29 protein-coding genes and 1 pseudogene are annotated in these 25,164 nt (G+C 44.4%); 15 read left to right on the plus strand and 15 right to left on the minus strand.

The features are described 5' to 3' along the window. Nucleotides 1–162 precede the first annotated feature (162 nt). The gene (gene rbr, locus BMW45_RS14325) at nt 163–756 is read right to left on the minus strand and encodes a rubrerythrin (protein ID WP_092244833.1); all 594 of its coding nucleotides are present in this window, start codon (nt 754–756) and stop codon (nt 163–165) included. Between the two features lie 717 nt (nt 757–1,473). Between rbr and cysK the strand changes: the two genes are divergently transcribed. From cysK to BMW45_RS14400, 15 genes and pseudogenes are all read left to right on the plus strand, one after another. Beyond that, complete coding sequence (gene cysK / locus BMW45_RS14330) at nt 1,474–2,406, plus strand: cysteine synthase A (RefSeq protein WP_092244836.1); 933 nt, start codon at nt 1,474–1,476, stop codon at nt 2,404–2,406. A gap of 326 nt (nt 2,407–2,732) precedes the next feature. Beyond that, complete coding sequence (locus BMW45_RS14335; RefSeq protein WP_025234282.1) at nt 2,733–3,713, plus strand: glutathione S-transferase family protein; 981 nt, start codon at nt 2,733–2,735, stop codon at nt 3,711–3,713. A gap of 17 nt (nt 3,714–3,730) precedes the next feature. Continuing rightward, nucleotides 3,731–4,909, plus strand: a complete 1,179-nt coding sequence (locus tag BMW45_RS14340; RefSeq protein WP_092244837.1) for an amidohydrolase — start codon at nt 3,731–3,733, stop codon at nt 4,907–4,909. Further along, complete coding sequence (locus BMW45_RS14345) at nt 4,902–5,951, plus strand: methionine ABC transporter ATP-binding protein (protein ID WP_092244840.1); 1,050 nt, start codon at nt 4,902–4,904, stop codon at nt 5,949–5,951. Before BMW45_RS14340 ends, BMW45_RS14345 begins: the two co-directional genes overlap by 8 nt. Further along, nucleotides 5,944–6,612: a methionine ABC transporter permease gene (locus tag BMW45_RS14350; protein WP_092244843.1), complete on the plus strand. Its 669-nt coding sequence runs from the start codon at nt 5,944–5,946 to the stop codon at nt 6,610–6,612. The genes BMW45_RS14345 and BMW45_RS14350 overlap by 8 nt, the downstream gene beginning before the upstream one ends. 15 nt (nt 6,613–6,627) lie before the next feature. Then, on the plus strand, nt 6,628–7,452 hold the full coding sequence (locus BMW45_RS14355; RefSeq protein ID WP_092244846.1) for a MetQ/NlpA family ABC transporter substrate-binding protein: 825 nt from the start codon (nt 6,628–6,630) through the stop codon (nt 7,450–7,452). A 75-nt stretch (nt 7,453–7,527) separates the two neighbouring features. Further along, on the plus strand, nt 7,528–8,457 hold the full coding sequence (locus tag BMW45_RS14360; RefSeq protein ID WP_092244849.1) for a transporter substrate-binding domain-containing protein: 930 nt from the start codon (nt 7,528–7,530) through the stop codon (nt 8,455–8,457). 18 nt (nt 8,458–8,475) lie between these two features. Next, on the plus strand, nt 8,476–9,276 hold the full coding sequence (locus BMW45_RS14365) for an amino acid ABC transporter permease (RefSeq protein ID WP_092244852.1): 801 nt from the start codon (nt 8,476–8,478) through the stop codon (nt 9,274–9,276). 2 nt (nt 9,277–9,278) lie between these two features. After that, complete coding sequence (locus BMW45_RS14370; RefSeq protein ID WP_092244855.1) at nt 9,279–10,043, plus strand: amino acid ABC transporter ATP-binding protein; 765 nt, start codon at nt 9,279–9,281, stop codon at nt 10,041–10,043. Nucleotides 10,044–10,096: 53 nt separating this feature from the next. Beyond that, nucleotides 10,097–10,486, plus strand: a complete 390-nt coding sequence (locus BMW45_RS14375; RefSeq protein WP_092244858.1) for a glutathione S-transferase family protein — start codon at nt 10,097–10,099, stop codon at nt 10,484–10,486. Next, on the plus strand, nt 10,479–10,967 hold the full coding sequence (locus tag BMW45_RS14380) for a GNAT family N-acetyltransferase (protein ID WP_092244861.1): 489 nt from the start codon (nt 10,479–10,481) through the stop codon (nt 10,965–10,967). The genes BMW45_RS14375 and BMW45_RS14380 overlap by 8 nt, the downstream gene beginning before the upstream one ends. 31 nt (nt 10,968–10,998) lie before the next feature. After that, on the plus strand, nt 10,999–11,964 hold the full coding sequence (locus tag BMW45_RS14385) for a glutathione S-transferase family protein (protein WP_092244863.1): 966 nt from the start codon (nt 10,999–11,001) through the stop codon (nt 11,962–11,964). Nucleotides 11,965–12,046: 82 nt separating this feature from the next. After that, nucleotides 12,047–12,283, plus strand: a pseudogene (locus tag BMW45_RS14390) (GNAT family N-acetyltransferase); the annotation flags it as partial. Nucleotides 12,284–12,295: 12 nt separating this feature from the next. Then, entirely contained in the window at nt 12,296–13,312 is a 1,017-nt protein-coding gene (locus BMW45_RS14395) for a glutathione S-transferase C-terminal domain-containing protein (RefSeq protein ID WP_092244868.1), read from the plus strand. Nucleotides 13,313–13,346: 34 nt separating this feature from the next. Further along, on the plus strand, nt 13,347–14,489 hold the full coding sequence (locus BMW45_RS14400) for a M20/M25/M40 family metallo-hydrolase (protein ID WP_242883030.1): 1,143 nt from the start codon (nt 13,347–13,349) through the stop codon (nt 14,487–14,489). 11 nt (nt 14,490–14,500) lie between these two features. Here BMW45_RS14400 and BMW45_RS14405 read toward each other — a convergent pair whose 3' ends face one another. The 14 genes from BMW45_RS14405 to BMW45_RS14470 form a co-directional block, all read right to left on the minus strand. Then, complete coding sequence (locus BMW45_RS14405; RefSeq protein WP_092244871.1) at nt 14,501–15,214, minus strand: acylneuraminate cytidylyltransferase family protein; 714 nt, start codon at nt 15,212–15,214, stop codon at nt 14,501–14,503. Further along, nucleotides 15,214–16,377 carry a UDP-N-acetylglucosamine 2-epimerase gene (gene neuC, locus BMW45_RS14410; protein WP_092244873.1) on the minus strand — a complete coding sequence of 388 codons (1,164 nt, stop codon included), beginning with the start codon at nt 16,375–16,377 and terminating at the stop codon, nt 15,214–15,216. The genes BMW45_RS14405 and neuC overlap by 1 nt, the downstream gene beginning before the upstream one ends. Next, nucleotides 16,374–17,369, minus strand: coding sequence for an N-acetylneuraminate synthase (gene neuB, locus BMW45_RS14415; protein WP_092244876.1), 996 nt, complete (start codon nt 17,367–17,369; stop codon nt 16,374–16,376). Before neuB ends, neuC begins: the two co-directional genes overlap by 4 nt. Then, nucleotides 17,362–18,009 carry an acetyltransferase gene (locus tag BMW45_RS14420; RefSeq protein ID WP_092244879.1) on the minus strand — a complete coding sequence of 216 codons (648 nt, stop codon included), beginning with the start codon at nt 18,007–18,009 and terminating at the stop codon, nt 17,362–17,364. Before BMW45_RS14420 ends, neuB begins: the two co-directional genes overlap by 8 nt. Then, nucleotides 18,006–19,052, minus strand: coding sequence for a nucleotidyltransferase family protein (locus BMW45_RS14425; RefSeq protein WP_092244881.1), 1,047 nt, complete (start codon nt 19,050–19,052; stop codon nt 18,006–18,008). The genes BMW45_RS14420 and BMW45_RS14425 overlap by 4 nt, the downstream gene beginning before the upstream one ends. Before the next feature lie 21 nt (nt 19,053–19,073). Next, on the minus strand, nt 19,074–20,222 hold the full coding sequence (locus tag BMW45_RS14430) for a LegC family aminotransferase (protein ID WP_092244884.1): 1,149 nt from the start codon (nt 20,220–20,222) through the stop codon (nt 19,074–19,076). A 27-nt stretch (nt 20,223–20,249) separates the two neighbouring features. Then, complete coding sequence (locus BMW45_RS14435) at nt 20,250–21,230, minus strand: NAD-dependent 4,6-dehydratase LegB (RefSeq protein WP_092244887.1); 981 nt, start codon at nt 21,228–21,230, stop codon at nt 20,250–20,252. 10 nt (nt 21,231–21,240) lie between these two features. Next, nucleotides 21,241–21,504, minus strand: coding sequence for a hypothetical protein (locus BMW45_RS14440; protein ID WP_092244890.1), 264 nt, complete (start codon nt 21,502–21,504; stop codon nt 21,241–21,243). A gap of 13 nt (nt 21,505–21,517) precedes the next feature. Then, nucleotides 21,518–21,817 carry a hypothetical protein gene (locus BMW45_RS14445; protein ID WP_092244893.1) on the minus strand — a complete coding sequence of 100 codons (300 nt, stop codon included), beginning with the start codon at nt 21,815–21,817 and terminating at the stop codon, nt 21,518–21,520. 20 nt (nt 21,818–21,837) lie between these two features. Further along, on the minus strand, nt 21,838–22,140 hold the full coding sequence (locus BMW45_RS14450; protein WP_092244896.1) for a carboxypeptidase-like regulatory domain-containing protein: 303 nt from the start codon (nt 22,138–22,140) through the stop codon (nt 21,838–21,840). Then, nucleotides 22,097–22,345, minus strand: coding sequence for a hypothetical protein (locus BMW45_RS14455; RefSeq protein ID WP_092244899.1), 249 nt, complete (start codon nt 22,343–22,345; stop codon nt 22,097–22,099). Before BMW45_RS14455 ends, BMW45_RS14450 begins: the two co-directional genes overlap by 44 nt. A gap of 20 nt (nt 22,346–22,365) precedes the next feature. Further along, nucleotides 22,366–24,096, minus strand: coding sequence for a motility associated factor glycosyltransferase family protein (locus BMW45_RS14460; RefSeq protein ID WP_092244902.1), 1,731 nt, complete (start codon nt 24,094–24,096; stop codon nt 22,366–22,368). 35 nt (nt 24,097–24,131) lie between these two features. Continuing rightward, nucleotides 24,132–24,425 (minus strand): peptidase associated/transthyretin-like domain-containing protein, encoded by a 294-nt coding sequence (locus BMW45_RS14465; RefSeq protein WP_092244905.1) that lies wholly within the window; start codon nt 24,423–24,425, stop codon nt 24,132–24,134. A 166-nt stretch (nt 24,426–24,591) separates the two neighbouring features. Then, complete coding sequence (locus BMW45_RS14470) at nt 24,592–24,876, minus strand: hypothetical protein (protein WP_025234255.1); 285 nt, start codon at nt 24,874–24,876, stop codon at nt 24,592–24,594. Nucleotides 24,877–25,164 lie beyond the last annotated feature (288 nt).

Consider the following 25,164-nt stretch of genomic DNA (forward strand, 5'->3'; position numbering starts at 1 on the left):
AATAGATTATCTTTATCACCAGCCGTGATTATGGAATGGTACCTGATATGGAAAACGCCGGAGCCCCGCATAAAAAGGATGTCATTGCGAGGCTTCGGCGTTTATTCTATGCTTTTGTTTATTAAGGGAAACAGGCAATTTATGCCCATACGTCAAATTCCTTTATTTTCCGAATGGAGAGTCTTCCTGGCGTACAAAATACCCCTGGTTATGGCTGCAAACAGGACAGACCTGCGGCGCTTTGGTTCCTTTATGGATATGACCGCAGTTTAAGCAGATATATTCTGTGGTCGTATCGTTTTCAAAGAGTTTATTATCTTGCACCAGCTGCGCATACTGGGCAAAACGCTGGCTGTGTACTTTTTCAACCTCAGCGATCATATAAAAGGAATTTGCGATACTGGAAAATCCCTCTTCCTTAGCCTTGTCGCCGAAGGATTTATAAATGGTGTCGTGCTCGGCAGCTTCATGCTGGGCGGAGAGCTGCAAAAGCTCCAGGATGTTATTGGAGTTGTCAATTGGATAGTTGGCGCTTATGGAGATTTCCTGACCATGGAACTCTTTTAAGTGATTATAGAATACCTCAGCGTGTTCCTTTTCTTGATTTCCGGTATAATGGAAAAGCCAGTATAAAACAGCAAGATTTTGATTTTTTGCCTGGGACGCGGCAAATTCGTAACGCCGCCAAGCCTGGCACTCTCCTGCAAAAGCTTTTAAAAGGTTCTCTTTTGTAACGCTGTCTTTCAGTGCGACCATGTTTTGTTCCTCCTAATTTATTTACCAGTAGTGTTACCAGATATCTCCTGATTTATAATAAAAAATGGAAGATATGGAAAAATATTTATTATATCGCCATTTTCGATGACGCCAAAAAGATGCAGAGCCGATCACCACGTTTCCTTAACAGGTGTTCGGCTCTGCATCTTTGGCATAGATCCTCCTTTTTGCCCCTTTGTAAACCGAAAGCAGTAATAGAAGAAGGAAAGCCAACATTTGATAGTATACGAAGAAGAAGTCAGATATTTAGTAACCCTGATTCCAGTCAGATTGATGCCGGCATCCCCCAGCATCCGACGACAAGAAAAACAGTTATAAGAGGAGATAATCGGCAACGGAATCAATAAAAATATTGTAAAAAGGTATTGACACATTTCTCTTCGTATATTAATATAATTATAACATATAAACCTATTAAACATATAGGTAATGAAAAGAGATGATCAGTATGAAGGAATTCAAGTTCATGGCAGCAAGTAATCATGGATTTTATAATAATAGATGTTGTTGTCAGACTGTATGTATGAATAGAGATATAGCTTTGTTGTAATGCTTATTATGATGCCTGATATCCTGGAATATGAGAAATATCCATATCTCAGCGGAACAAAGGAGCAGGTGCTGTAATTGGCAGCCGCTCTATTTTCATTCAATTAACCAAAATATTAAATATCATATAAAACGGAGGTAAAGAATATGGGAACAATTAAAGAAAGCGCAGTGGAACTCATTGGAGGAACACCGATACTCAAATTAAACCGGTACAGTGCAAAGGAAGGAATCGAGGGCGTTACGCTTCTGGCTAAGCTGGAATACTTAAATCCTGCCGGTTCCGTAAAAGACAGGATCGCTCTTGCCATGATTGAAGATGCAGAGGAAAAAGGGATCTTAAAGCCTGGAGCAACCATCATTGAGCCGACATCAGGAAATACCGGAATCGGTTTGGCAGCCGTTGCGGCGGCCAAAGGCTACCGGACCATTCTGACTCTCCCGGATACCATGAGCGTGGAACGTAGAAACTTATTAAAAGCCTATGGTGCAGAATTAGAATTGACTGAGGGAGCAAAGGGCATGAGAGGGGCTATTGAGAAAGCAGAGGAGCTGAAAGACAGCATACCTGGTTCTATTATCCTGGGACAGTTTGTGAACCAGGCAAACCCCAAAGTACACAAGGAAACCACCGGACCGGAGATCTGGGAACAGACGGCTGGGGAAGTGGACATTTTTATCGCTGGCGTAGGTACAGGCGGAACCATTACAGGAGTGGGACAATATTTAAAGGAAAAGAAACCGAATGTCAGAATTGTAGCGGTAGAACCGGCAAGCAGTCCGGTACTCTCCGGAGGAAAACCAGGGCCTCACAAGATTCAGGGTATCGGCGCAGGATTTGTGCCTGAAGTCCTGGATACCGGAATTTACGATGAAATAATTACCGTTGAGAATGAGGATTCATTTAAGGAAGGTAAGGCTTTTGCAGTATCAGAGGGAATTCTGGTAGGAATCTCTTCCGGCGCTGCACTAAAAGCGGCAAAGCTGCTGGCGGAAAGACCGGAAAACAAGGGAAAGACCATCGTCGTCTTACTGCCGGATTCCGGTGACCGGTATTTGTCAACTCCTTTATTCGGCTAAATTGTTTCATGAAATAAGATGACTGGTGGTTTTGGAAACAGCTGGTTATAAGATTATCTTATTACCAGCTGTATTTTTTTCATATTATACAAATACCTATAGGAATGGTAAGATATGAATATAAGGAAACAGAAATGTTTGGAAAGGAGTTAATAATGGTTCAGATGAATGAGAAGATGTGTTGTTGCTGTAAATGCGGAAAGAATGGTCATTTAATTTGTGTCATGAAACCTGAAACTCCTGTGCATGGTTTTTATGCATAGAAGGCAGGTGTCAGAGGGCATCTGCTTTTTTTGTACTCAAATTTAGGAAAGAAGGAAGAAAATATGGCAATAGAAGAGAGATTCGGAAAGGTAGCGACCACAGAAGATACCCACGAAGTATCTGAAACAGGTGCTTTTGTAAGACAGGATAATTATTTTGTCACACCCTTTGGTGAAGGGGAGGGAGAGCTTCCGGTGGAAGCCGGGCGGTACCGGCTCATATGGACGCCCCTCTGCCCATGGGCCACGAGACAGATCATTGCCTTAAAGCTTCTGGGGCTGGAAGATGTGATCAGCGTCGGTAAGGTAAGTCCCGTAAGAACGGAGAACGGCTGGGAATTTTCCCTTGACGAGGGCGGCGTGGATCCGGTTCTTAAAATCCGGTATCTCCCGGAAATCTATGCAGCCACAGACCAGGAATATGAAGGAAGGGCAACGGTTCCCACTGTGGTAGATTTAAAGACCAGAAAGGTGGTCAACAACGATTATCACCGTTTGACAAATTACTGGGAAACCGCATGGAAGCCATTTCATAAGCCGGGGGCACCGGATCTGTATCCTGAGGATTTAAGAGAGGAAATTGATGAGCTCAATGTGATCTTATTCCATGAAGTGAACAACGGGGTATACAAAGCGGGCTTTGCCCAGTCCCAAAAAGAATATGAAACTGCGTATGATGTGCTGTTTCAAAGGCTTGACTGGCTGGAAGAACGGCTTTCCAACGGGAGATATCTGTTTGGAGACCGGCTCACTGATTCTGACATCCGGTTATATGTAACCCTTGCTCGGTTTGACGTGGCTTACTATTTCAGTCATAAGACTAACAGGAACCGCATTGCGGATTTTGATAATCTGTGGAATTATGCAAAGGACTTGTATACGATTCCGGCATTTAAAGAGGCCACGGATTTTGATTCCATAAAAAGGGGATATCTCCTGGGAAGCCATGGACACAATCCATACAACATTCTTCCCCTGGGACCGGATGTTTCCATCTGGGATGAACCGAATAACAGGGATGAAAAATTCGGAAAGAGAAAATAGGAAAGGCAGGGGCGTTCATGTCTGATTCTACATTTTATAATCAGGTTACAGAAACCTTTCATTGGTTTCACCAAAATCCCGAACTATCCTTTGAAGAATACGAGACAACGGGCCGAATTCGTGAGTTTTTAGAATACTACAATATCCGTATCCTGGATTTGGATTTAAAAACAGGATTGGCAGCAGAAATACAAGGTGGAAACGACGGTCCTGTGATCGCACTGCGCTGCGATATCGACGCTCTGCCCGTGCAGGAAGAAACCGAGTTACCTTATGCCTCTGCCATAACTGGAAAGATGCACGCCTGCGGTCACGACTTTCATACCACAGTGATGCTGTATGTAGCAAAAAAATTACAGGAGCAGCGGGAACATTTGCACGGAACGGTAAAAATCCTGTTTCAACCCGCCGAGGAATCCTCGGTCGGTGCTTTGGAAGTAATCAAAACAAAGGTTCTTGATGATGTTGACGGAATCTACGGCCTGCATACCGATATCACACTACCGGTTGGAACTGTAGGAATTGTTTCCGGTAGTGTAACTGCCGCTGTCGACAGGTTTACAGTCAGGCTTACGGGAAAAGGCACTCATGCGGCTCACCCTCAGGACGGAATTGATCCTGTGCTTACAGCCTCACAGATTGTTACCCATGCCCAAAGCATCGTCAGCCGTAATATTGATCCGTTTTCTCAGGGCCTGCTCAGCATAACCCGTATTACGGCAGGAAATACATGGAATGTAATTCCGCAGACAGCAGAGCTTGAAGGAACGGTACGCACCATGGACAGACACAATCGCCGGCTGATCGAAGAACGTTTCCGCACGCTGGTTCAGCATATTGCATTGTCACAGGGGGCAGAAGCAGAAATAGACTGGCTTGCAGGGCCTCCTGCCACAAATAATGCCCCGTGTTTTGAGCCTGTTGCTGCCGCCGTAGCAAAAGAACAGGGGCTGATGGTCAAAACTTCTTCACCATCTCTTGGCGGAGAAGACTTTGCCTTTTATCAGGAAAAGATTCCAGGTTTCTTCATCCGCATAGGAACTGGTGAGTCCTATCCCAACCACCACCCGAAATTTCAAGTTGACACCAATTCATTGAAGCCGGCCATTGATTATTTTGCAGCTTTGGCACAAAAGACTCTTTTTGCCATAAAAAACGGTGAATTGATTCCTGCGCAGGAGGCATCCGATGATTGAAATTCAAAATGTAAGTAAACGGTTTGATTCTGCTTCTGGTGATGTTCATGCCTTGCGGCAGGTCAGCCTTACGGTTGAAAAGGGCGATATTTTCGGAGTGATAGGCTTCAGCGGAGCAGGTAAATCAACCCTGGTACGACTGGTAAACTTATTGGAGCGCCCTTCAGAAGGGCGGGTGCTGGTTGATGGCACAGACATCACCACCCTGTCAAAACCGGACTTACGAAAGTTGAGAAAGAATATCGGTATGATTTTCCAGCAATTTAATTTGCTCCAGTCCAAATCTGTTTTTCAGAATGTAGCGGCGCCGCTGGTATTGAACAAAGTGCCAAAAAAGGACATAGAAAAGCGGGTAAAAGAGCTCTTGCAGTTTGTAGAGCTTGAGGATAAAACCCACACCAATGTATCAAAGCTTTCAGGCGGTCAAAAACAAAGGGTCGGCATAGCCCGCGCCCTTGCCACAAATCCCAGCATCTTACTTTGCGACGAGGCTACAAGTGCTTTGGATCCTAAGACCACGGATTCTATTCTGGAGCTATTGAAAAAAATAAACAGGGAGCTGAATGTTACGATACTCCTGATCACTCACGAAATGCACGTTATTTGTGATGTATGTAACAAAGTTGCGGTTATGGATAATGGAAGGGTGCTAGAGCAGGGAACAGTGCTTGAAGTATTCGGTAATCCACAGAATAAAATCACCAGGAGTTTTGTAAAGACCGTGATTGACGACAGCATACCCAGGAGCCTTGCCCGGGAAATTCTTAAATATCAGGGAGATAACCGGATTTTCCGTCTGCGTTTTCAAGGAAATATTGCCGGAAAACCCCTGCTGTACCGCATAAGCGCGGAATACCACATGGAGAACAGCATTTTGTTTGCCACCGTTTGTGAACTTCAGGGAGTTGTGTTCAGCATTATGATTGTGCAGGTGTTTGGCTCCGTCCAAAGGCTTGACGAGGTGCAGCAATTTATTGAAAATTCCGGAGTCTATGTGGAAGTCTTACGTTTGACCGGGGAAGAGGAGGAACGCAATGATTGAGCAATATTTAGGCATTACAAGCGAACAGATGGTAATTGCTGCCGGCCAGACCGTTTATATGCTGTTCTGGGGGCTGTTGCTGGGATCACTTCTTGGGATTCCCCTCGGCATATTACTTACCATTACACGTAAGGGCGGTATCCTGCAAAACAAAGCCGTCTATACCCTGATCAATTACACAATTAACATCGTACGCTCCGTGCCTTATATTATTTTGCTGGTGGCAATTATGCCCTTAACAAAAATCATTGTGGGCACCCGGATCGGCACCCAGGCTGCTTTGGTTTCGCTGGTGTTTTACATCACTCCATTTCTTTCGCGCCTAGTAGAAAGCTCACTGCTTGAGGTTGATAAGGGCATCATCGAAGCGGCGGAAGCCATGGGGGCGACTCCTGTGCAGGTTATTTGGCACTTTTTGCTGCCGGAAGCATTGGGTTCGCTGATCTTGTCCCTGACCACAGGTACCATCGGTCTCCTTGGTGCAACCGCCATGGCGGGAGCCATAGGCGGAGGCGGTGTTGGTAACCTGGCATTAACCTATGGGTATCAGCAATTTAACACACCCTTAATGGTTGCGACCGTAATCGTATTGATCGTGTTTGTTCAGCTGATTCAAGGGCTTGGAAATCATTTATCAAAACGTGTCAGAGCACGTGAATAAAGGAGGAACCTGTTTATGAAAAAAATTAGATTGATTATTATCGCTGCCTTACTTGCCGTCACTGTCGCCGGCTGCTCAGCCAATAGCGAAAGCAAGCTGGGCCAGGACAAAAAAACATTGAAATACGGCAAGGCTGCAGGACCCTATACGGTATTATTTGAAGATGCAGTGAAGCCCATCTTAGAGAAGCAGGGGTATCAGCTGGAAGTGGTTGATTTTTCAGACCTTTTGCAGAATGATACCGCGTTGAATGAAGGTGAAATTGACTTTAACGTGGAACAGCATACTGCTTATGCGGAAAATTTCAACAATAAGCAAAATGGAAACCTTGTTCCCATCTCCCCCATACCCACCGTTCCCGCCGGACTGTTTTCTGCAAAGCATACCTCTTTGGACACCATAGTGGATGGCGCGATTGTTGCAGTACCAAATGACGCTTCCAATACGGCACGTGCTTATGCACTTCTTCAAAAGGCCGGCTGGATTAAGCTTAACCCGGATGTTCCTCTTGAAAAGGTAAAACAATCCGACATCATTGAAAACACGTACAACATTAATTTTGTGGAAATGGATTCTTTAAACATCCCTCCTGCTCTGGATGATTTTGACTTTGCAGTGATCACAGGAAGCATTGTTTATAATGCAGGCATTGATCCATCTACCGCCATATTACAGGAAGATATTTTGGATCATCTGATTTTACAGGTGGTTGTAAAAGAAGAGAACAAAGATACAAAATGGGCAAAGGACATCGCAGCTGCTTATCACTCAGACGAATTGAAAGAGTATATGAAAAAGAACAACTCAGGCTTGTGGTTCGTTCCCCAGGAATTGAAATAGCATAGACTCCATCCGGTAATAGGAAGGAGATAACCAAAACAAAGAAATTCATTTTATAAAAGAGGAGAGAAAATTATGAAGAAAAATATTGCAGGCAAATCAATCCTGGGGGTGCTTACGGCAGTGGCCGTATTAGGAGCCCTGACCGGATGCAAGAGCAGTACTAATCCGGCGGCAACCAAAGCAGCTGAGGAAACAACAAAAACAGAAAGTTCAGAAGAACCGGTAAAACAGGAGGAGAGCAGTGAGGTTGCAGGTACAGCAGAACCAGTGGTCATTCATGCAGCAACAGGCGGTTCTCCAAAACCGTTCACCTTTGTGGACAGCAGCAATCAGCTTACCGGTCACAATATTGAACTGATCAAAGCCGTTTTTGACCGGCTTCCCCAATATAAGCTTGAAATCGAAGTGACCGATTTTACCTCCATTTTCGCAGGCCTGGATTCCGACCGGTACCAGATCGGTGTAAATAATTTTGCGAAGAATGAGAGCAGAAAAGAAAAGTATTTATTTACCGATCCGATCTTTGCCAATGAGTACGTTGCCATCTTTGCAAAGAACAATGAAAAGGCAGCAGGCATAGAGACATGGGATGATCTTGCTGGCTTAAAGACCATTTCATCTGCAGGAATCAATATTACCACAGCACTGGAAAACTATAACGCCACCCATGCCCAGAATCCCATTGCAATCGAATACAGTGATGAAGACCTTGTGCTGCAGATTCAGGATGTGGAAGCTGGGAAATACGATTTCGTGTTAATGGATAAACCAATGTTCGAGTATTATCAGAAAGAATTTAATTTTAATGTGGAAGGAGCTTCCATCAGCAACACCCTTTCAAAGGACTTAATGGAAGAACCCTTCAGCTATCTGATTGTCAGCAAGGGAAATGAGAAACTGGTAGAGGATATCGACAAGGCGTTAAAAGAAGTGATTGAGGACGGAACTTCTAAGGAAATTAACTTAAAATGGTTTGGATCCGATTACTCCCCATCTTATTAATAAAACCGGAGGAACAAGATGAGCAAAATATTTGACTGGCAGCTGGTGTTCACGGAAATTCCTGCATTGCTGAAATACTTGCCTGTAACACTGCAGCTGACAGGAGTTGCCCTGATAATCGGTTGGGTGATGGGGCTTTTGATTGCCGTAGTAAAGATCCACAATGTCCCGGTCCTGCGGCAATTATGTACTTTATTTGTTTCGGTCGTACGGGGAACTCCGATTATCGTCCAGCTATATCTTACGTACTTTGGAATTCCTATCGCATTGAAATACTATAACTTTTACAATGGAACTTCTTATAACGTAAATGGAATCCCGTCAATTATTTTTGCGATCGTGGCCCTGGGGCTTAATCAATCTGCCTTTGATTCAGAAACCATACGGGCAGCCATACAGTCCGTGGAAAAAGGGCAGGTTGAGGCAGCCAAGGCCCTTGGAATGAACGGGTTCCAGATATTTCGCAGGGTTTTGTTCCCCCAGGCAGTGACAGTAGCCCTCCCCTCCCTGGGAAACTCCCTCATAAGCCTGGTAAAGGGGACCTCACTTGCATTTACCTGCTCGGTCGTTGAGATAACGGCTCAGGGTAAGATTCTTGCTGGAAACAGCTACCGGTATTTTGAAGCATATTGTTCTCTGGCTATCATCTACTGGGTTATGACGATTTTTATTGAGCGGCTGTTTGTATATTTAGAAAAAAAGATGAGCGTTCCGGAAACGGTTTCGGGAGAAGCGTCCTGCAGACATACCTTTACACCCGGTAAAACGGGGTGGGCCCTGTCCAAAAAGCATGGACAGGAACAGGGAAAGGAGGAATAGGTGTGAGCGTCATTGAAATTCGTGGATTAAGTAAAAAATTTGGCAAGAACGTGGTGCTGGATAACATTGATCTGGTCATACACGAAGGTGATGTGGTCGCCATCATCGGACCATCAGGAACCGGTAAGTCCACCCTGCTCCGTTCCATCAATCTGCTTGAAAAACCGGAACAGGGAACTATCAAGATAAACGATCAGGAAATCGACCTTACTACAAGATCAGCCAGGGAAAAACTGGAGTTGCGGAAGAATACGGAAATGGTATTCCAGCAGTTTAATCTTTTCAAGAACCGGACCGCCCTGGAGAATGTAATGGAAGGGCTGATGGTTGTAAAAAAGCTAAAGAAAAACGAGGCCAGAAGCATTGCGGAAAAGCACTTGAAGAAGGTGGGGATGGGGGACCGTTTGTCCCATTATCCCAGGCATTTATCAGGAGGGCAGCAGCAAAGAGTGGCCATCGCAAGGGCGCTGGCCATGGACCCGAAACTGCTTCTTATGGATGAACCGACATCGGCTCTGGACCCGGAGTTGGTGAGCGAAGTTCTGATTACTATAAAAAAGGCAGCCCAGGAGGGCAATACCATACTCCTTGTAACCCATGAGATGAATTTTGTGAGAAACGTGGCCAATCGGATCATCTTCCTGGAAAACGGAAAAATTGTAGCTGACGGAACACCGAAAGAGATCTTTGATAATCCGAAAAACCAACGGTTAAAGGAGTTTTTAGTAAAGATTCACATGTTGGAAAGCGCTGATTATACGATTTAATCGAATCAAGTAAGGCCGCGGATTGTAAATATCCGCTTGACAGGGAGAATGATATGGCAGAAGGAATCGAAGTATTTGAGCGCACATTTCGTCATCAAATTCAGGCGGACGGGGAAATCAAGGTTCAGGATAATTTTTTTAAAAAGAAATTTGGCAAGGAAGAAGGGGAGTGGCCGGTGGAAGCCGGCCGGTACCGACTGCTTTGGATGCCGGCCTGTCCCCATGCGCACAAGGTCATAATAGCCAGAAGGCTTTTGGGACTGGATAAGGTTATCAGCCTTGGAACAACGGGAATTTTCCGTGATCCCAAAGGCTGGGTATTTACAGAGAATCCGGGTGAGAAGGATCCTGTTGTGGAGTATAAGAATTTGTGGCCCTATGCCAGAGATTTATATCAGGTTCCGGATAAAAAATTGAAACTTCAGGAGGTCTCCCATGAATGATATCACCTACAAGATAACAAAGGAAGGGGTTCACTGGCAGGAAGTCGCCGATGTGCTTCGGCGTTCCGGGCTGTCGGACCGGTCTGCAAAGGATCAGGAGACCATTTTTAACAACAGTTATGCTGTAGTGTTTGTCTATGACAAAGAGAGGATCGTGGGGGTTGGAAGAGCCTTATCCGATGGCGTCTGCCAGGCAGCGATCTATAATATTGCTCTTGATGAAGAATATCAGGGATACGGAATCGGCAGAAAACTGATTGAATTGCTGCTTGATCAGGTTAAGGGCCAGAATGTCATCCTATATACCCATCCCAGGACGGTCGCTCTATACGAAAAAATGGGATTTCGCAGGAATAAGACAGCCATGAGCATATTCCGGGGATCAGAAGATTCTTTAAACTGGATGAAAAAAGAAGGATTCCTGCTTCCGGAAAAATACCGCTTTGTTGATGAATACGGCAGAGACGATATGAAACATTAGGCAGGTTTAAAAAAAGAATGAGGTAATTACTATGTCAAAGAAATTTATAAAGGATGAAATCGAAAAAGACGGGAAATTCAACCGGCAGAAAAATCAGTTTACAACGGCATTTGGAACAGAAGAAGGGCAGCTGCCTATAGAAGCAGGAAGATACCGTCTGTTCTGGTCCCCTGCCTGCCCATGGGCCCACCGCTCTGTCATTGTAAGGAGCCTGCTTGGGCTTCAGGATGTAATCAGCCTGGGTACGCTGGATCCTGTAAGACCTGATGTGGAGCGGACCGATTGGGCATTTACTCTGGATGAGAATGAGGAAGATCCGGTGCTAAAGATCCGGTATTTAAGTGAAGCCTATTTAAAGGCAGATCCCGGATATAAGGGAAGGTTTACCGTGCCTGCTGTAGTGGATTTAACGACTGGAAAAGTCGTAAATAACGATTACTTTAACCTGACCAGATACTGGGAGGTGGAGTGGAAGAAGTATCATAAGCCGGGTGCACCGGATTTATATCCGGTAGCATTAAGAGAAGAGATTGATGCATTAAATAATATTCTTTTCCATGAAATTAATAATGGAGTCTACAAAGCAGGTTTTGCCAGAAGTCAGGAAGCTTATAAGGAGGCATATGAACTTGTCTTTCACCGTCTTGACTGGCTGGAAGAGCGCTTAAGTCACAGCCGTTACCTGTTTGGAGATAACATCACGGAATCCGATATTCGTTTGTATGTGACCCTGGCCCGCTTTGATGTGGCCTACTATAATGGCTTTTTATTAAACCGCAGCCTGATTTCCGATTTCCCTAATCTCTGGGGATATGCAAGGGATCTATATGAACAGCCGGGATTTGGCGATACCACGGATCTAGAGGCTATCAAAAAACACTATCATTTATGTGCTGTCTCCACGAATCCATATGGTATCGTACCTAAGGGACCGGACCTTTCCATCTGGAGCACACCACATGGCAGGGATAAAATCAATTTTAATCTCATCAAGTAAGGTCACGGATTGCGAATGTCCGAAGACATAAAGGGAGTGGTGGTTATGAAGGCAGTTCCGTTTTCCCGAGGGAGAAGGAGCGGCTAAAATCGAGCGGGTCAGCGTCCTTAAGGAATACCGGAAAATGGGAGTAGGACGGCTGTTAATCGAAGAGGCCGAACGCTGGATCCGGGAATCCGGGTATAAAAAAGTCTGCATCACCAGCCGGGATGAAGCGGTAGGCTTTTATGAAGCCCTGGGTTATAAAGCGGATTACAGCAGGCAGATGGACACAGGTATTTTTAAGATTATTTATACAGAAAAAATATTGAGCCAATAGGAGGAGATTCATATGTCAAGCTGCAGCATCGGGCAAAAGGTACGCCCAAAGGAAATAGAGAAAGAAATCGATGAAAGAGGAGCATTTATACGTCAGCCCAACCATTTTACAACTCCATTTGGTGATGGTGAAAATGAGTTAAAGGCAGAAAGCGGCCGGTACCGGCTGTTTTGGGCAAAAGGCTGCCATTGGTCCAACCGGGCTTCCATTGTTCGGGAGTTATTAGGGCTTCAAGAGGCGATTGGTATCAATCTGGTTGGCCACAGCAAAGAAAATCGTGCATATGGCTGGGAATTCGTGTATAATGAGGACAGAAAAGACCCGGTCCTCGGCGTTCAGTATTTAAGTGAGCTATACTATCATGCGGACCCGGATTATGAAGGACGCTGCACCGTGCCGGCCCTGGTTGATGTTATTGCAGAAAAGGTAGTAAATAATGATTACCACAGGCTGACCAACTACTTCGAAACCGCGTTCCGTCCATTTCAAAGCCCGGATGCCCCGGATCTGTACCCGGAGGAACTGAGAAAAGAAATCGATGATTACAATGACTGGCTTTTTCCCAATGTAAATAACGGGACCTACCGGATGATGTTTGCGCAGTCCATCACAGCTTATGAAGAGGCATTTGAAGACTTTTATCATGCACTGGACCTCATCGAAGATCGTCTTTCCAAAACCCGTTTCTTATTTGGAGATTATGTGACTGACAGCGATGTGAGACTTTTTGTGACCCTGGCAAGGTTTGATACCCATTATTACAGGAATCTGGGCCCCATTAAGCACAGAATCGCTGATTACGAGAACATCTGGGGATATTGCAGGGACTTATATGAAATTCCTGAATTCAGAAACAATACGTATTTTCGGGATATTGCGGCGCCCCAGTCAGAAAACAAGTCCTTTTTCCAGGATTTTAATTCCCGTTTCGTGAACCAGATTGATTACGAGGGTATCTGGTCTGCTCCGCAGAACCGGAAGGAATTAAGCAAAACACCGGAAGAAAAGTTTAAAAGATATGATAATTAATATATGAACCCATAGGAAAAGAGCAGGTGGCGATATGATTCAAAGAAGCAGGCTGGTTAGCCAATTTAAAAAAATGGTGGAATTCGATTCCGAAACTTATCAGGAAAGGGAAATAGCGGACTATTTAACAGGCGAATTAAAACAGCTTGGATTTGAGATACGGGAAGATGATGCCGGTCACCGGCTGAAAGAAAAGCTGCCGGAATATGGAACCGCTGCTCCCACAGGAAATCTTTACGGATATTTAAAGGGAACCACAGGTTCTGCCCCCATTTTGCTGTCGGCCCATATGGATACGGTAAAGCCTGGCAAGGGGAAACGCGCAGTCCAGGATGCGAAGGGGAAGATTACCTCGGAAGGGGATACGGTGCTTGGTGCCGACGACCTTTCCGGAATCGCCGCCATATTAGAGGCAGTCCGGGTGATTAAGGAAAATAACCTTCCTCATGGAGATATTGAGGTCCTTTTTCCGGTAGCAGAAGAGAACTACGGAAAAGGAAGCCAGCTTATTGATTATTCCAAAATAAGGTCAAAACAGGCTTATGTATTTGATTTAAGCGGGGAGATTGGCCTGGCCGCAACCGCAGCACCCACCCTTCTTTCCTTTGCAATCAAGGTGAAGGGCAAAAATGCCCATGCAGGCTTTTGCCCACAGCTTGGGATCAATGCCATTGAAATCGCAGCTCATGCCATTTCCCAGTTAAAGCAGGGGTGGGTAGACGATGAAACAACCGTGAACATTGGAAAAATAAGCGGTGGAAAGCAGACCAACATTGTTTCCGATGAATGCGTTGTATTAGGAGAGATCCGGAGCTTAAAGGATCATAAGGCTCTGGCTGAATGGAACAGGCTGAAGGAGATCTTTGAAGGTAATGCGGCAGGATATGGCGGAAACCTGGAGATCACTGTGGAAAAGCAGATCGAAGCCTATGAAATAAGTGACAGTGAAGAAGTGGTAGAACGGTTCAAGCGCGTCTGCCGGTCCCTTGGCTTAAAAGGCACCACCCAGTATACTCTGGGCGGCAGTGATAATAACCACTTTGTCAGGGGCGGGATTCGGGGGATCGTAGTGGCCTGCGGAATGAATGAGGTCCATACGCCTGATGAATTTACAACGGAAGATGCGCTTGAAAAAAGTGCCCTCCTGGCCCTGGGTCTGATTACGGAAGGCAATTGACGGGATTCCTGTTAGAATGGGTTTGATAAGTTTTTGTCAATGAGAAGTAATTCTGCTATTTTCAGTTGGAAATCATCATCGATGTCAATGGAATCAAAGGCATTCATCAAATAGGGCAGGGTTTTGCCCTCATAAAAGCTTTTATGCTTCATAAAATAACTGGTCAGAGCCAGGTAAATAGCCCCGTTAATTCTGTATTCCGGCGGCACATCCTGCCTTCTGACCTGTTTTTTATCCGAAAATAAGGCCTTCACCCTTCCTTCCTCCGTAAGCTCTACAGTTAAATAGGAGTGGGAGTCTGACTTGCAGATACTGACGACAGAATCGGCATCATTCTCTAGGAGGATATCAGCGCTTTTCATTATATGTATTTCGTTTCTTAAAGGAGAGGTGGGCTGTAAAAGCATAAAGCAGTCAAACGCTTTTCCAAGCTGCCTCAGCCCATTGATGACATGCAGTATGACATCGTTGGAGGAAGCCTGATCCGCAGCCAGTTCCTTTGGGCGCAGAAAGGGCACGCTGGCCCCGAACCGCTCTGCGATTTCCGCATATTTTACAGAGTCTGTAGATACCACGATATCATCGAATATTCCGGAACGTTTACAGGCTTCCACCGTATATGCCATGAGGGGCTTGTGGTTGATTTCCCGGATGTTTTTATCGATGATTCCTTTTGAGCCGCTCCTGGCAGGTATGATTGCCAAAAAAGTCTTATTTCTATACATTACAGCCTCCATTCCAAATCAAAAAAATGTTTTTCCAGATGAATTCCCTTTTTAAAGGTCTGCTTAATGGTCGAGACGATCTGACTGCTGGTGTCCTGGCCTTCGTAAGGGTTTGGTGCTTCTTCTTTGTACCGGTCAAAGGCCAGGGCTTTCCGGACTGCAGCCACGATTTCGTTTACAGAAGAGCCGCAGCTTATGACAGAGGCAGGTGCTATCCTTCCAGCCTGCCTGTTTCCGATATTCACGGAGGGTACCTTTAAAAAAGGCGCTTCCAGGATTCCGCTGGAAGAATTTCCGATCACAGCCTGGCAGCAGTTCATCAGGCTTAAGTAATGCTTGCTGCCAAGGGAAGGAAACACTGCCGACGTGTCAGGATTCCTGCTTGCGTAAGCATCGATTAATTCGTTGATCCGGTTCCCGCCGGTGTCGGAATTGCTTTTTGTAAAGACAACAAATAAGTCCGGAAAATGCAAAAGCGCATCTTCCAGGGGTTTAAATTGTGCCGAAGGGCTCTCCTGATCCAAAGTGGCAGGGTGAAAGGTGACAAGAGCAATGGGCGGGGCCAGTGAGATCCTTAACTTTTCCTCCAATTCCTGTCTGGTTAATAGCTTCATGGTCTTTATGTTCTCAATACCAAGAGCTCCGACCCAATAGACCCTGTCAGGAGCTTCCCCTAGTTGTATGACCCTTTTCCGGTATTCCATTGTGCTGGTGAAATGAAGATAGCTCATCTTACTGATGGCATGCCTCATGGAGTCGTCGTATGCACCCCTTGTTATTTCCCCGCCGTGTATATGGGCAATGGGAATGTTGCAGATGACGGCGGCGCTTGCTGCAGCAAAGATTTCATACCGGTCCCCAAGAAGCAGAACCATATCCGGTTTTAACCGCTGGTAAGCTTCGGATAAGCTGATCATTTCCAGCCCCATGGATTTGCAAATTCCAAGGGAGGTGTCTGAGGCTAAGTTCATCTCTATTTTTTCATCGATCGTTATGCCGCAGTTTTCCATGTCCTCGCAGCCATGCCCGTATCTGGTATCCAGATGGCTTCCGGTGGCAATGATTTGCAGTTTGAAATCCGGGTCCTGTCTGACACGGTCCAGCACCGGCTTTAATAAGCCGAATTCCGCCCGGTTTCCGGTCACTACGCATAATTTGATCATTGGTCAATCCTTTCGTCTTTCCGATAATCTCTTTGAGCGGCTGTTCCCAACAGGCTGGGTATCTTCATGGGAGATACCCCATATGCGCAGCGTTTTGCGCACAGGTTTTGAAGGGTAAAGGCTTCTCCCTTTTTGATTTCCCTGGAAGCCACCAGGTATTTTCTCACATAATCCCTGTTCTTTTGTTCCGCCTGGGTAGGCATTTTGACCCCATCACCCAGGGCGGCTTCAATATGTCTGATACTGTCCACCATTTGTTGGAATTCATCCGGCTCCAGACTTGCCTTATGATCCGGTCCGGGCATGGTTTTATCCAGGGTCATATGCTTTTCAATGACACAGGCGCCAAGGGCTGCGGCAGCGATGGCAACTTCGATTCCCGGCGTATGGTCGGAATACCCCGCCCGCTTATGGAACTTGTGCTTTAACGAATTCATGGCATTTAAATTCACATCCTCCATCAGAGTAGGATAGGAGCTGGAGCAGTGGAGCAGTATGATTTCCTGTCCGCCTTCCTCCAGGATTTCCAGGGCTTCCCCTACCTCATCCTCTGTGGACATTCCTGTGGACAGAATGACTGGCTTCTTTAATGAAGCTATTTTTTTCAGATAGCCATAATTTGTAATCTCTCCGGAGGGAATCTTTATGAGATCAACCCCAAGCCGGTCAAGAAAAAGGAGGCTTTCCTCATCAAAAGGAGAGGACAGGAACCGAATGCGCCGGAAGGAACAGTACTGAAACAGCTCTTCAAACTCCTGCCAGGATAGTTCCAGGTTTTTTAACATTTCGTATTGTGACATGGTCTGACCGGTATTTTCAATCTGGTAGACCGCTTTCCTCGCATCCGGAACCGCAAGATGCTCAGCCCGAAAGGTCTGGAATTTGATGGCGTCTGCTCCTATGACACTTGCGGCATCCACCAGTTGTTTGGCAATGCTTAAGTCGCCGTTATGGTTTACTCCTGCTTCGGCGATGATCATAACGTTACTCATGGTAAGCTACCTCCTTTGCCGGACTTCCATAAGCCAGCTTATTTGATGATATATTTTTTAATACAAGACTCCCGGCGCCGATTATGGTGTCATTCCCTATGGTCACGCCTTGTATGATGGTGGAATGGGCTCCAATATGGGAATTGGCCCTGACCAGGACATTTCCGCATAAGACGCTTCCGGGTGCGATATGGACAAAGTCTTCAATCCTGCAGCCATGTTCGACGATTGCCCCCGTATTAATAATCGTTCCATTTCCTATGGTAACATTGCAATTAATAAGGACCCCCTTACCGATAAAGTTCCCTTCCCCGATTTTAAGAGTTTCTGAAAGGATGGAGCTTTTATCCAGGATATTGGGAAATTCATAACCTATTTTCTTGCACTGTTCGTATAGAGTCCGCCTTGGTCCCGGATTTCCAATGCTTCCTACGGAGATTACCGCATTCTTAATTCCCCGGTTAAACCAGCCGGCTAAATCCTCATCACTTCCTATGATCTTTATGCCCAGGACCTCTGTACCCGCTTTTTTGCTGCGGTCCAGAATGCCTGTGATCATATATTTTTCCAGTCCTCTGATGGTATCGATGATACTTTCCGCATGACCGCCTCCGCCGATCAGGATCAGTTCCTCTTTCATAATTTCATTTTCTCGGCCATTTTTTTCATTTCGCTGAATTCTCCCATATCCAGCCAGGCGCTATCCATGACCGGATAGGCTCCTACCTGCTCCCCGTTTTTTAAACATTTGCGGATCAAATCTGTCATATCAAAATACTGATCCTGAGGGATGTATTTTAAGATTTCCTCCTCTAATACATAAAGACCGGTACTCACTAACAGCTCATATCTGGGTTTTTCTTTTAAGGCATCAACGGAACCGTTTTCGCCTAAGGTAACCACCCCATAGGGAATCTCATAGCTCTTCATGGCTGTGACAACTGTGATCTTGTTTTTATGGGTTTTGTGATAAATAAGAAGCTTGGTGTAATTGACATCAACTAAAATATCGCAGTTGCTTACAAGAAAACTTCCCTTTATATTCTTTTTGACCAGGTTTAAGGACCCGGCTGTTCCTAAGGGATAATCCTCTTCGATTAGGTGGAGATGATAACGATGGTCATCGTTAAAATAGGCTTTTATAAGCTCTTTTTTATAGTTTATGGTAAGATAGAATTCATAAAACCCATATTCCATCATCTGATTCATAATCCGTTCTACAATGGGGGTATCGCCGATTGGAATCAGAGGCTTTGGAATGATCTTTGTATAAGGATATAGCCGGGAACCCCTGCCTCCAGCCATGATGACTACCGGTGTCTGAGTTTTCTTTTGGCGGCCCGGATTATGATCGTTTAGCTCATTCCAAAACAGGATATCGGTGACCTCATTGTTATCATTTACCAAGGGCAGCCCTTCGATTTGTTTTTCTTTCATGATCTCCAGCGCCAGATGGCTTTTCTCTTTTTTTATAACAACAGGGGCAGTATTCATGATCAGGCGTACCGGCATGGAAATATCCTTATTCTTTAATATCCACCGCCTGATATCCCCGTCTGTGAGAACACCGGCCAGCTTATTATTTTCTTCAACAACAAGGATTTTTCTTGCTGTCTGGTCCAATTGTCTGATTGCCTCCCGAATAGAAACATCCGGAGCAATAATAAATTTACGAACTTCCATGCCTATCCCTCTTTCAGACTGCTATATATAGCTCAATGCTTGAATAACATAATCCATATCCTTTTTTAAAAGACTGGTGCTGCAGGGAATATTGATGACCCGGTTCCAGTAAAACGGAGCCTTTTCGATATAATACGCCTGACAGTTTTCATACATCTTCTGGGTATGGGCGAGCTGCCAGATAGGCCTTGTTTCAATATCCTTTTCCTTTAGCTGCTTTATGACTGCATTCCGGTCCAATCCATCGTTTTTTATGAACAGGGAATAGAACCACCGGTTGTTTCTCGCCTTCTGGTTAAACTTAAGCAGCTCAAAGTTTTCCATTGATGTTATGGCATTATCGTAGTACTCATAATTGTTTTCCTTGATCCGGATAAAGTCCTCCAGGCATTCCAGCTGGCCGACTCCAAGGGCTGCCTGTAAGTTGGTCATGCGGTAGTTATAGCCCACTTCATTGTGAGTATAATGGAAGGGATCATCTTTTGCCTGGGCAGCAAGATACTTAGCTTTTTCCAGGGCCCTGCCATCCTTTGCGGTCAGCAGCCCTCCTCCTCCTGTGGTGATGATCTTATTGCCGTTAAAAGAATAGGTTCCGAAATCGCCTATGGTTCCTGCAAATTGTCCATGGTACGTTCCCTGATTGTAACAGGTCCCCAATGCTTCCGCAGCATCTTCGATCAGCATAAGCCCATATTGTCCGGTCAATGCTTTCAGCCGTTCCATATCCGCCATGTTTCCAAAAACATGGACAACGACGACCGCCGTGATGATCCGGTTTGTACTCTTATTGATCAGCCCTGAAGAGGTTATGACGCATTCCTTTTTCAAAAAATCCTCAAGCTTGTCACAATCTATATTCAGAGAATCATCACAATCCATAAAAATAGGGACAGCACCTATGTAGGCAGCTGGATTGGCTGAGGCAATAAAGGTAAGGGTTGGGACGATCACTTCCTGTCCCGGTTTCACACCGGATAAGAGCATGGCTAAATGGATCGCGGCAGTTCCGCTTTGAACGGCCGCCGCGCCGGAGACATTTAAATAAGAAGCCATGCCCTGTTCCAATTTTGCCACATAGCTGCCTGCTGTTGATATCCAGCCGCTGTCAAGGGCATCTAATATATATTTTTTTTCGTTCCCCGTTAGATTGGGAACCGATAAAGGTATCATATTTGTTCCTCCGCTCCTGATCTGATTCTAAAGGTTATAGATGCCGGTCTTATACTTATCCTGGTTTTTCTCCAACCAGTCAATGGTTTTTTTTAGGCCAAGGGAAAGAGAGTATTCCTGGTTCCAGTCTGTAAGCTCTTTTAACTTTTTATTTGATCCAAGAAGCCTGTTTACCTCGCTTTTTTCAGGGCGCATCCGTTCTGGTTCGCAGACGATCCTGGCCTGGGGATTGATCTGGCGGATCAGCTCCGAAGCAAGTTCGCCGATGGAGATTTCCGTTTGGCTTGCAATGTTGATTTCTTCGCCAATGGTTTTTTCGGATTTTTCTATTTCAATAAAACCGTTTACAGTATCTTTTACATAATTAAAATCCCTGGTGGGAGTCAGACTGCCAAGGCATATCTCTTTGGTCCCAGTCAGCAGCTGGCTGATGATGGACGGTATTACAGCCCTTGCAGACTGCCTGGGGCCATAAGTGTTAAAAGGCCTGACAATGGATACCGGAAGAGAAAAGCTTCTGTAAAAGGATTCTGCCAGACGGTCGGCTCCGATTTTTGTAGCGGAATAGGGCGATTGTCCCTGAAAGGGATGGGATTCGTCAATCGGAACATATTTGGCGCTGCCATAAACCTCAGAAGTAGAGGTGATGAGTACCTTATCCGTACCAAGGCTTCTTGCGGCCTGAAGAACATTTAACGTTCCCTTTATATTGGTATCCACATAGGAATTAGGAGAGTGATAGCTAAAGGGGATGGCGATTAAAGCGGCCAGATGAAAGACCGATTCTATCCCTGTCATGGCGTTCCTTACGCCGTTTGGATCCCGGATATCCCCAGGGTGTATCTCAATTTCCTTCTTTATTTCATCAGGAAGAGAATCCAGCCAGCCCCAGCTATTAAAGGAATTATAAAAGATAAACGCTCTTACATCGTATCCCCGTTCAATAAGTGTTTCTGTTAAATGACTGCCTATAAATCCATCCGCTCCAGTAACCAGAACCTTTTTCATGTTTCCTCCCTTACCTGTGATGATTATCGAAAACCTTTATTTTATAACTGCTCATTTTATCTGAAATAGAAAAGCAGAATTCTCCCTGATCGTTGGTCAGACCATGCTCAAGATAGGTTCCTTCATATTTTTGTTCCTGTACTTCTTCGTTGTATACGGGGACAAGCTTTTCTAAGATAACAATGGCACCTTTAACCGGACAGGAATCTTTATAACGGACCCTCCCTTTTATTAATATACCTTCCATATGATATTCATGATTAATCTGTTCCATAATGCAACCCCGCCTAAGTGTTTAAAAGTGGTTCGAAAATATCCAGCTGGTAACATGCAAATTTGTCTTTTTCCACGGCTATGGCAAACTCTCCGGACTCATTGGTGATCACATAGCCTTTGCTCACCCTCTGGTCATCCCCGGTAATTTTGCTGACCCGGACGACCGCGCCTTCTAAGGCCTCATGGCGTGAATTATAAATAGTGCCTGTTAACAAAACCTTATCTGATTTTTCAATGGTAATGGTTGTTTTTAAAATGTCACGTTTCTTAAAATGCTTTGGTGACAAGATGATCTCTGTATAACCGCTCAATGGGCTTCCTCCTTTCTGCATCAGAGAAGGGGAGCATAGACCGCTAATTCATACTTCATATTGGTCTTTGCTTTCATAGAGAATAAATAATATCCATTCTCATCCGTCAAGGTATAACCCAGCAGGCTACTGGTGTTATCCCTGCAGTCGATCTGGGTGATCCGGACCGCAGCTCCTGCACAAGGCTTCTGGTTCTCACTGTATACGGTCCCATTGATGATCTGGAATTTCTGTTTTTCTAAGTGGATGTCAAAATGATATTCCGGATGGGATTGGAGTTTAGCTCCGTTTATTCTTAAAGAAGACTTTTTGAAGCAGTTCATATAAACTCTTATGCCTCCCTTCGCTTTCCGGGGGTTCCGTAATGCTGCGGGTATATACGGTTACATTTAATTCCTGCCTATCCTTCGTATCCTCAGCATTAATAATGTTTCCCGCCTGTTCCTTCCCATTGACGATCATCTTATTTACTTCCACCTCTTTGTATTTTATATCATTGATTTCTTTACTTCTGCCTTCCATTTCCATAGCCTTATCCCCTTTTTTTATTAAACTATATGCGGTTCATAGAATTCTGTTACCGTTTCCAAAATGGTTTCCTTTACTTCTTCAAGCATTTCTTTCATTTTTTCAAAATATATCTTAAAAGCTCTTGCCTGATGCTGCAGATCAGAAGTCAGCTTCTCATAATCCATAGCAGACATGTTAAACGTTCTTTCCTTCATTTCATAAACGAATTCGCTGAAATATCCTCCTAAATATCCGGTGTCAGCTGCATTTTCAAAATCACTTACAATTTTTAGAATATATAAGATCCGCTGCAGGTCAATATCCGTTTCTTCCATATTGAGCAGACATTTTGTTTGGTTTTCAGAGCATATGATTTCACATAACTCCAGGCCCTGGCTTGCCTTTATCCGGTATTCTTCGATGAAGCAAAGAAGGGAGTCTAAGGTCTTCCTGCTGTCTATCTGGATCTCCTGGTTTGGGAGGCAATTCTTTTTTGGCCTTCCGGAAATTTCTTCCTTAAATACTTCCGAAAGCTCCTTATGGGGTGCGCCTTTTATATCCGATCCATAAGAACAATTGATAAACCGTATTCGTTTCTGGTCTTTATAAATAGCAATATAATGTTCCAGCCTTCTCCTGTAATGATCCAGGGTGACGGTCGTCCCGACCGGATTGCCGTATACATCCTTTACAATGGTTGTGGCCCCATAGAGAAGGCTCTTATCATAATCAAAGACTGCGCTGTCTGCATGATGTTTGTTATAAGTATAAGCGAGATCCTGGCCTAAAAATATGATGGGAGAGCAGCCCATCATGTTTGCAATATCAATACAGGCGTGGGCGACCGAACCTCCGCAGTACACACCCTGATATTGTTCAAAGCCCTTCACTGTTTGAGAAAGCAGGAGCGAAATAAAGACTTTATCTCCCTTATAATTTCCAACCAGATATCGGTTGCTGTATTCATAAAAAGCAAGGGGAACTTCTAAGTTCAGGCAGTTCTTCATCATATCAAAGTTTGCATCAACCGGATCTACGGATACGATCATATCCGGAAGGATCCCATTTTTCGTTAAAGCCTCAGCAGTCCTGCTCCCGGTAATGATAAAATACTGGTCTAACTGATCCTTATGATTGAGCATATCCCTGATGTTTGAATCAAGGGAAGGACCTCCGGATACCACAAGTGCGGGAACATTGAGATTGGTGGACCGGTAGTGGTGAATGGGAGTGCTCTGATTTAAAACCTTCATATTTGCAGTCATGTTTTGGATGAAAATTTTCTTAAATCGTTTTGCAAGCTCCACCTGGGAAGCCGCGTTGATGATGGTCCAATCCAGATGTTCAATCAAACGGTCGTATTCTTCCTTATAAACACTGGAATAGTTGCCGAATGCGTGAAAGTAAATATTATTGATATTTTTAAAATGAATGGTATTGTTAAAAATTTGTCTTACCTGATTTTCCTCAAACGGAACAAGGCTTATATTGTCTGCTAATTTGGAATCGAATTTTTTGCAGATCGCAGGGTTTGGTTCAAAAATGATCACTCTGTTTTTGGCACACAGCAATTTTTTTAAATCTTGAAGGTATTCTCCCGTATCAATTCCGAATAAAAAGATCAGGGAATCAAATTTTAAATCCTCTAATGTATATAACAATTGATTGATTTCTTTTCTGTAATCCAACTGGTCTGCCAGAAAAAAGAACTTCTTATTTTTCTTTATCCGATATACGTGATATCCATCGATTGTTTTATATTTTTTCATGATAATCTCCGTGTTGACTGGTTTTTTATTCCCGTTTAAACGGGCGAATAAGCAATTAATTTGTATTGCTTTTCACTAATCCTGGGAAGTGATATTCCATAAGTACCATCTTGTAGCGTAAAGGTTACGCCTAAGCTTTTTCCCTCAGAAGGGATATGGGAATCATCCACGAGAAGTATTTCAACCGCAGCGTTTGGCAGCGGCTTTCCAGTTGGACTGTATACGGTTCCCGTGATTAATATAAACGCGTTATTTGATAAGGTAATATCTGCTGTCACGATTCCGGAACAAATGATCTGACAACCTGTGAAAAGTATTTTTTGCTGCATTTCTCCCCCTCCTTTGTTTATAAAATCATATTTTTTAAAGAAAGGCGCCTCAAAGGTTCCTTCCCAATCCCATACATGCCAGATATTCTATATATTAGCTTGAATTCGTTCGTATTTGGTGAGCGTGATGTTGGATTTTTAACCTTTGAAGCACCCTTTTTAAATGTTAGTGAGCATAGAACTTAAATATCAGCTTTACCCCGGCTCTGCAGGTAATGCCGTAGATGGCATTTGCATCAGTAAATGTTTCCCGGCTTGGAGCAGCAGTGGTAGGATTTGTACTTTCCCATACCGCTACAGCACCGCTTCTTAGGATTGTATTACTGAATAATGCAGAACCTCTTACTAAAAGTAAACCCCAGCTTGTTGTAGAAAGATTAGCAGGAACCAGTACTCCTGAAATAGCAGAAGCAGCTGAGATTGTTTTCGCGATTGGTTTATAGTTGGCCATAAGGTTGCCCCCTTTTAACAAATTGTAGAAATACGTATTTCTTATATATAGTATGTCCCCAGCTGCAAGAAGTGACTGTCAGGGGGGAGCAGGGGAAAAGAGAGATCAGGACGTTAGAAAGCAAAAAAACATAAGAGAAACAATTACCAGTTTTCACATCTAATTTAAGAATCTTTTATTACTAATGAGACAATTTTTCCCAACAATGGCTTTTATTTCCTAAAAACTATTGTCTTTTATTTTAAATCGGTTATATTACTTTATATGTTATAAATTAATTTTGTAACG

Origin of the sequence: Lacrimispora sphenoides, assembly GCF_900105215.1 — a bacterium.
Taxonomy (GTDB): Bacteria; Bacillota; Clostridia; order Lachnospirales; family Lachnospiraceae; genus Lacrimispora; species Lacrimispora sphenoides_A.

Excerpts from the sequence above, each read along its gene's own strand:
- BMW45_RS14470 (WP_025234255.1), bottom strand. The coding sequence starts at position 24,876 with ATGGCCAACTATAAACCAATCGCGAAAACAATCTCAGCTGCTTCTGCT.
- BMW45_RS14355 (WP_092244846.1), top strand. The coding sequence starts at position 6,628 with ATGAAAAAAATTAGATTGATTATTATCGCTGCCTTACTTGCCGTCACT.
- neuB (WP_092244876.1), bottom strand. The coding sequence starts at position 17,369 with ATGAGTAACGTTATGATCATCGCCGAAGCAGGAGTAAACCATAACGGC.
- BMW45_RS14405 (WP_092244871.1), bottom strand. The coding sequence starts at position 15,214 with ATGTATAGAAATAAGACTTTTTTGGCAATCATACCTGCCAGGAGCGGC.
- BMW45_RS14350 (WP_092244843.1), top strand. The coding sequence starts at position 5,944 with ATGATTGAGCAATATTTAGGCATTACAAGCGAACAGATGGTAATTGCT.
- BMW45_RS14340 (WP_092244837.1), top strand. The coding sequence starts at position 3,731 with ATGTCTGATTCTACATTTTATAATCAGGTTACAGAAACCTTTCATTGG.
- neuC (WP_092244873.1), bottom strand. The coding sequence starts at position 16,377 with ATGATCAAATTATGCGTAGTGACCGGAAACCGGGCGGAATTCGGCTTA.
- BMW45_RS14395 (WP_092244868.1), top strand. The coding sequence starts at position 12,296 with ATGTCAAGCTGCAGCATCGGGCAAAAGGTACGCCCAAAGGAAATAGAG.
- BMW45_RS14400 (WP_242883030.1), top strand. The coding sequence starts at position 13,347 with ATGATTCAAAGAAGCAGGCTGGTTAGCCAATTTAAAAAAATGGTGGAA.
- BMW45_RS14335 (WP_025234282.1), top strand. The coding sequence starts at position 2,733 with ATGGCAATAGAAGAGAGATTCGGAAAGGTAGCGACCACAGAAGATACC.
- BMW45_RS14385 (WP_092244863.1), top strand. The coding sequence starts at position 10,999 with ATGTCAAAGAAATTTATAAAGGATGAAATCGAAAAAGACGGGAAATTC.
- BMW45_RS14425 (WP_092244881.1), bottom strand. The coding sequence starts at position 19,052 with ATGGAAGTTCGTAAATTTATTATTGCTCCGGATGTTTCTATTCGGGAG.
- BMW45_RS14450 (WP_092244896.1), bottom strand. The coding sequence starts at position 22,140 with ATGAACTGCTTCAAAAAGTCTTCTTTAAGAATAAACGGAGCTAAACTC.
- cysK (WP_092244836.1), top strand. The coding sequence starts at position 1,474 with ATGGGAACAATTAAAGAAAGCGCAGTGGAACTCATTGGAGGAACACCG.
- BMW45_RS14380 (WP_092244861.1), top strand. The coding sequence starts at position 10,479 with ATGAATGATATCACCTACAAGATAACAAAGGAAGGGGTTCACTGGCAG.
- BMW45_RS14465 (WP_092244905.1), bottom strand. The coding sequence starts at position 24,425 with ATGCAGCAAAAAATACTTTTCACAGGTTGTCAGATCATTTGTTCCGGA.
- BMW45_RS14360 (WP_092244849.1), top strand. The coding sequence starts at position 7,528 with ATGAAGAAAAATATTGCAGGCAAATCAATCCTGGGGGTGCTTACGGCA.
- BMW45_RS14420 (WP_092244879.1), bottom strand. The coding sequence starts at position 18,009 with ATGAAAGAGGAACTGATCCTGATCGGCGGAGGCGGTCATGCGGAAAGT.
- BMW45_RS14440 (WP_092244890.1), bottom strand. The coding sequence starts at position 21,504 with ATGGAACAGATTAATCATGAATATCATATGGAAGGTATATTAATAAAA.
- BMW45_RS14375 (WP_092244858.1), top strand. The coding sequence starts at position 10,097 with ATGGCAGAAGGAATCGAAGTATTTGAGCGCACATTTCGTCATCAAATT.
- BMW45_RS14365 (WP_092244852.1), top strand. The coding sequence starts at position 8,476 with ATGAGCAAAATATTTGACTGGCAGCTGGTGTTCACGGAAATTCCTGCA.
- BMW45_RS14345 (WP_092244840.1), top strand. The coding sequence starts at position 4,902 with ATGATTGAAATTCAAAATGTAAGTAAACGGTTTGATTCTGCTTCTGGT.
- BMW45_RS14460 (WP_092244902.1), bottom strand. The coding sequence starts at position 24,096 with ATGAAAAAATATAAAACAATCGATGGATATCACGTATATCGGATAAAG.
- BMW45_RS14435 (WP_092244887.1), bottom strand. The coding sequence starts at position 21,230 with ATGAAAAAGGTTCTGGTTACTGGAGCGGATGGATTTATAGGCAGTCAT.
- rbr (WP_092244833.1), bottom strand. The coding sequence starts at position 756 with ATGGTCGCACTGAAAGACAGCGTTACAAAAGAGAACCTTTTAAAAGCT.
- BMW45_RS14430 (WP_092244884.1), bottom strand. The coding sequence starts at position 20,222 with ATGATACCTTTATCGGTTCCCAATCTAACGGGGAACGAAAAAAAATAT.
- BMW45_RS14455 (WP_092244899.1), bottom strand. The coding sequence starts at position 22,345 with ATGGAAATGGAAGGCAGAAGTAAAGAAATCAATGATATAAAATACAAA.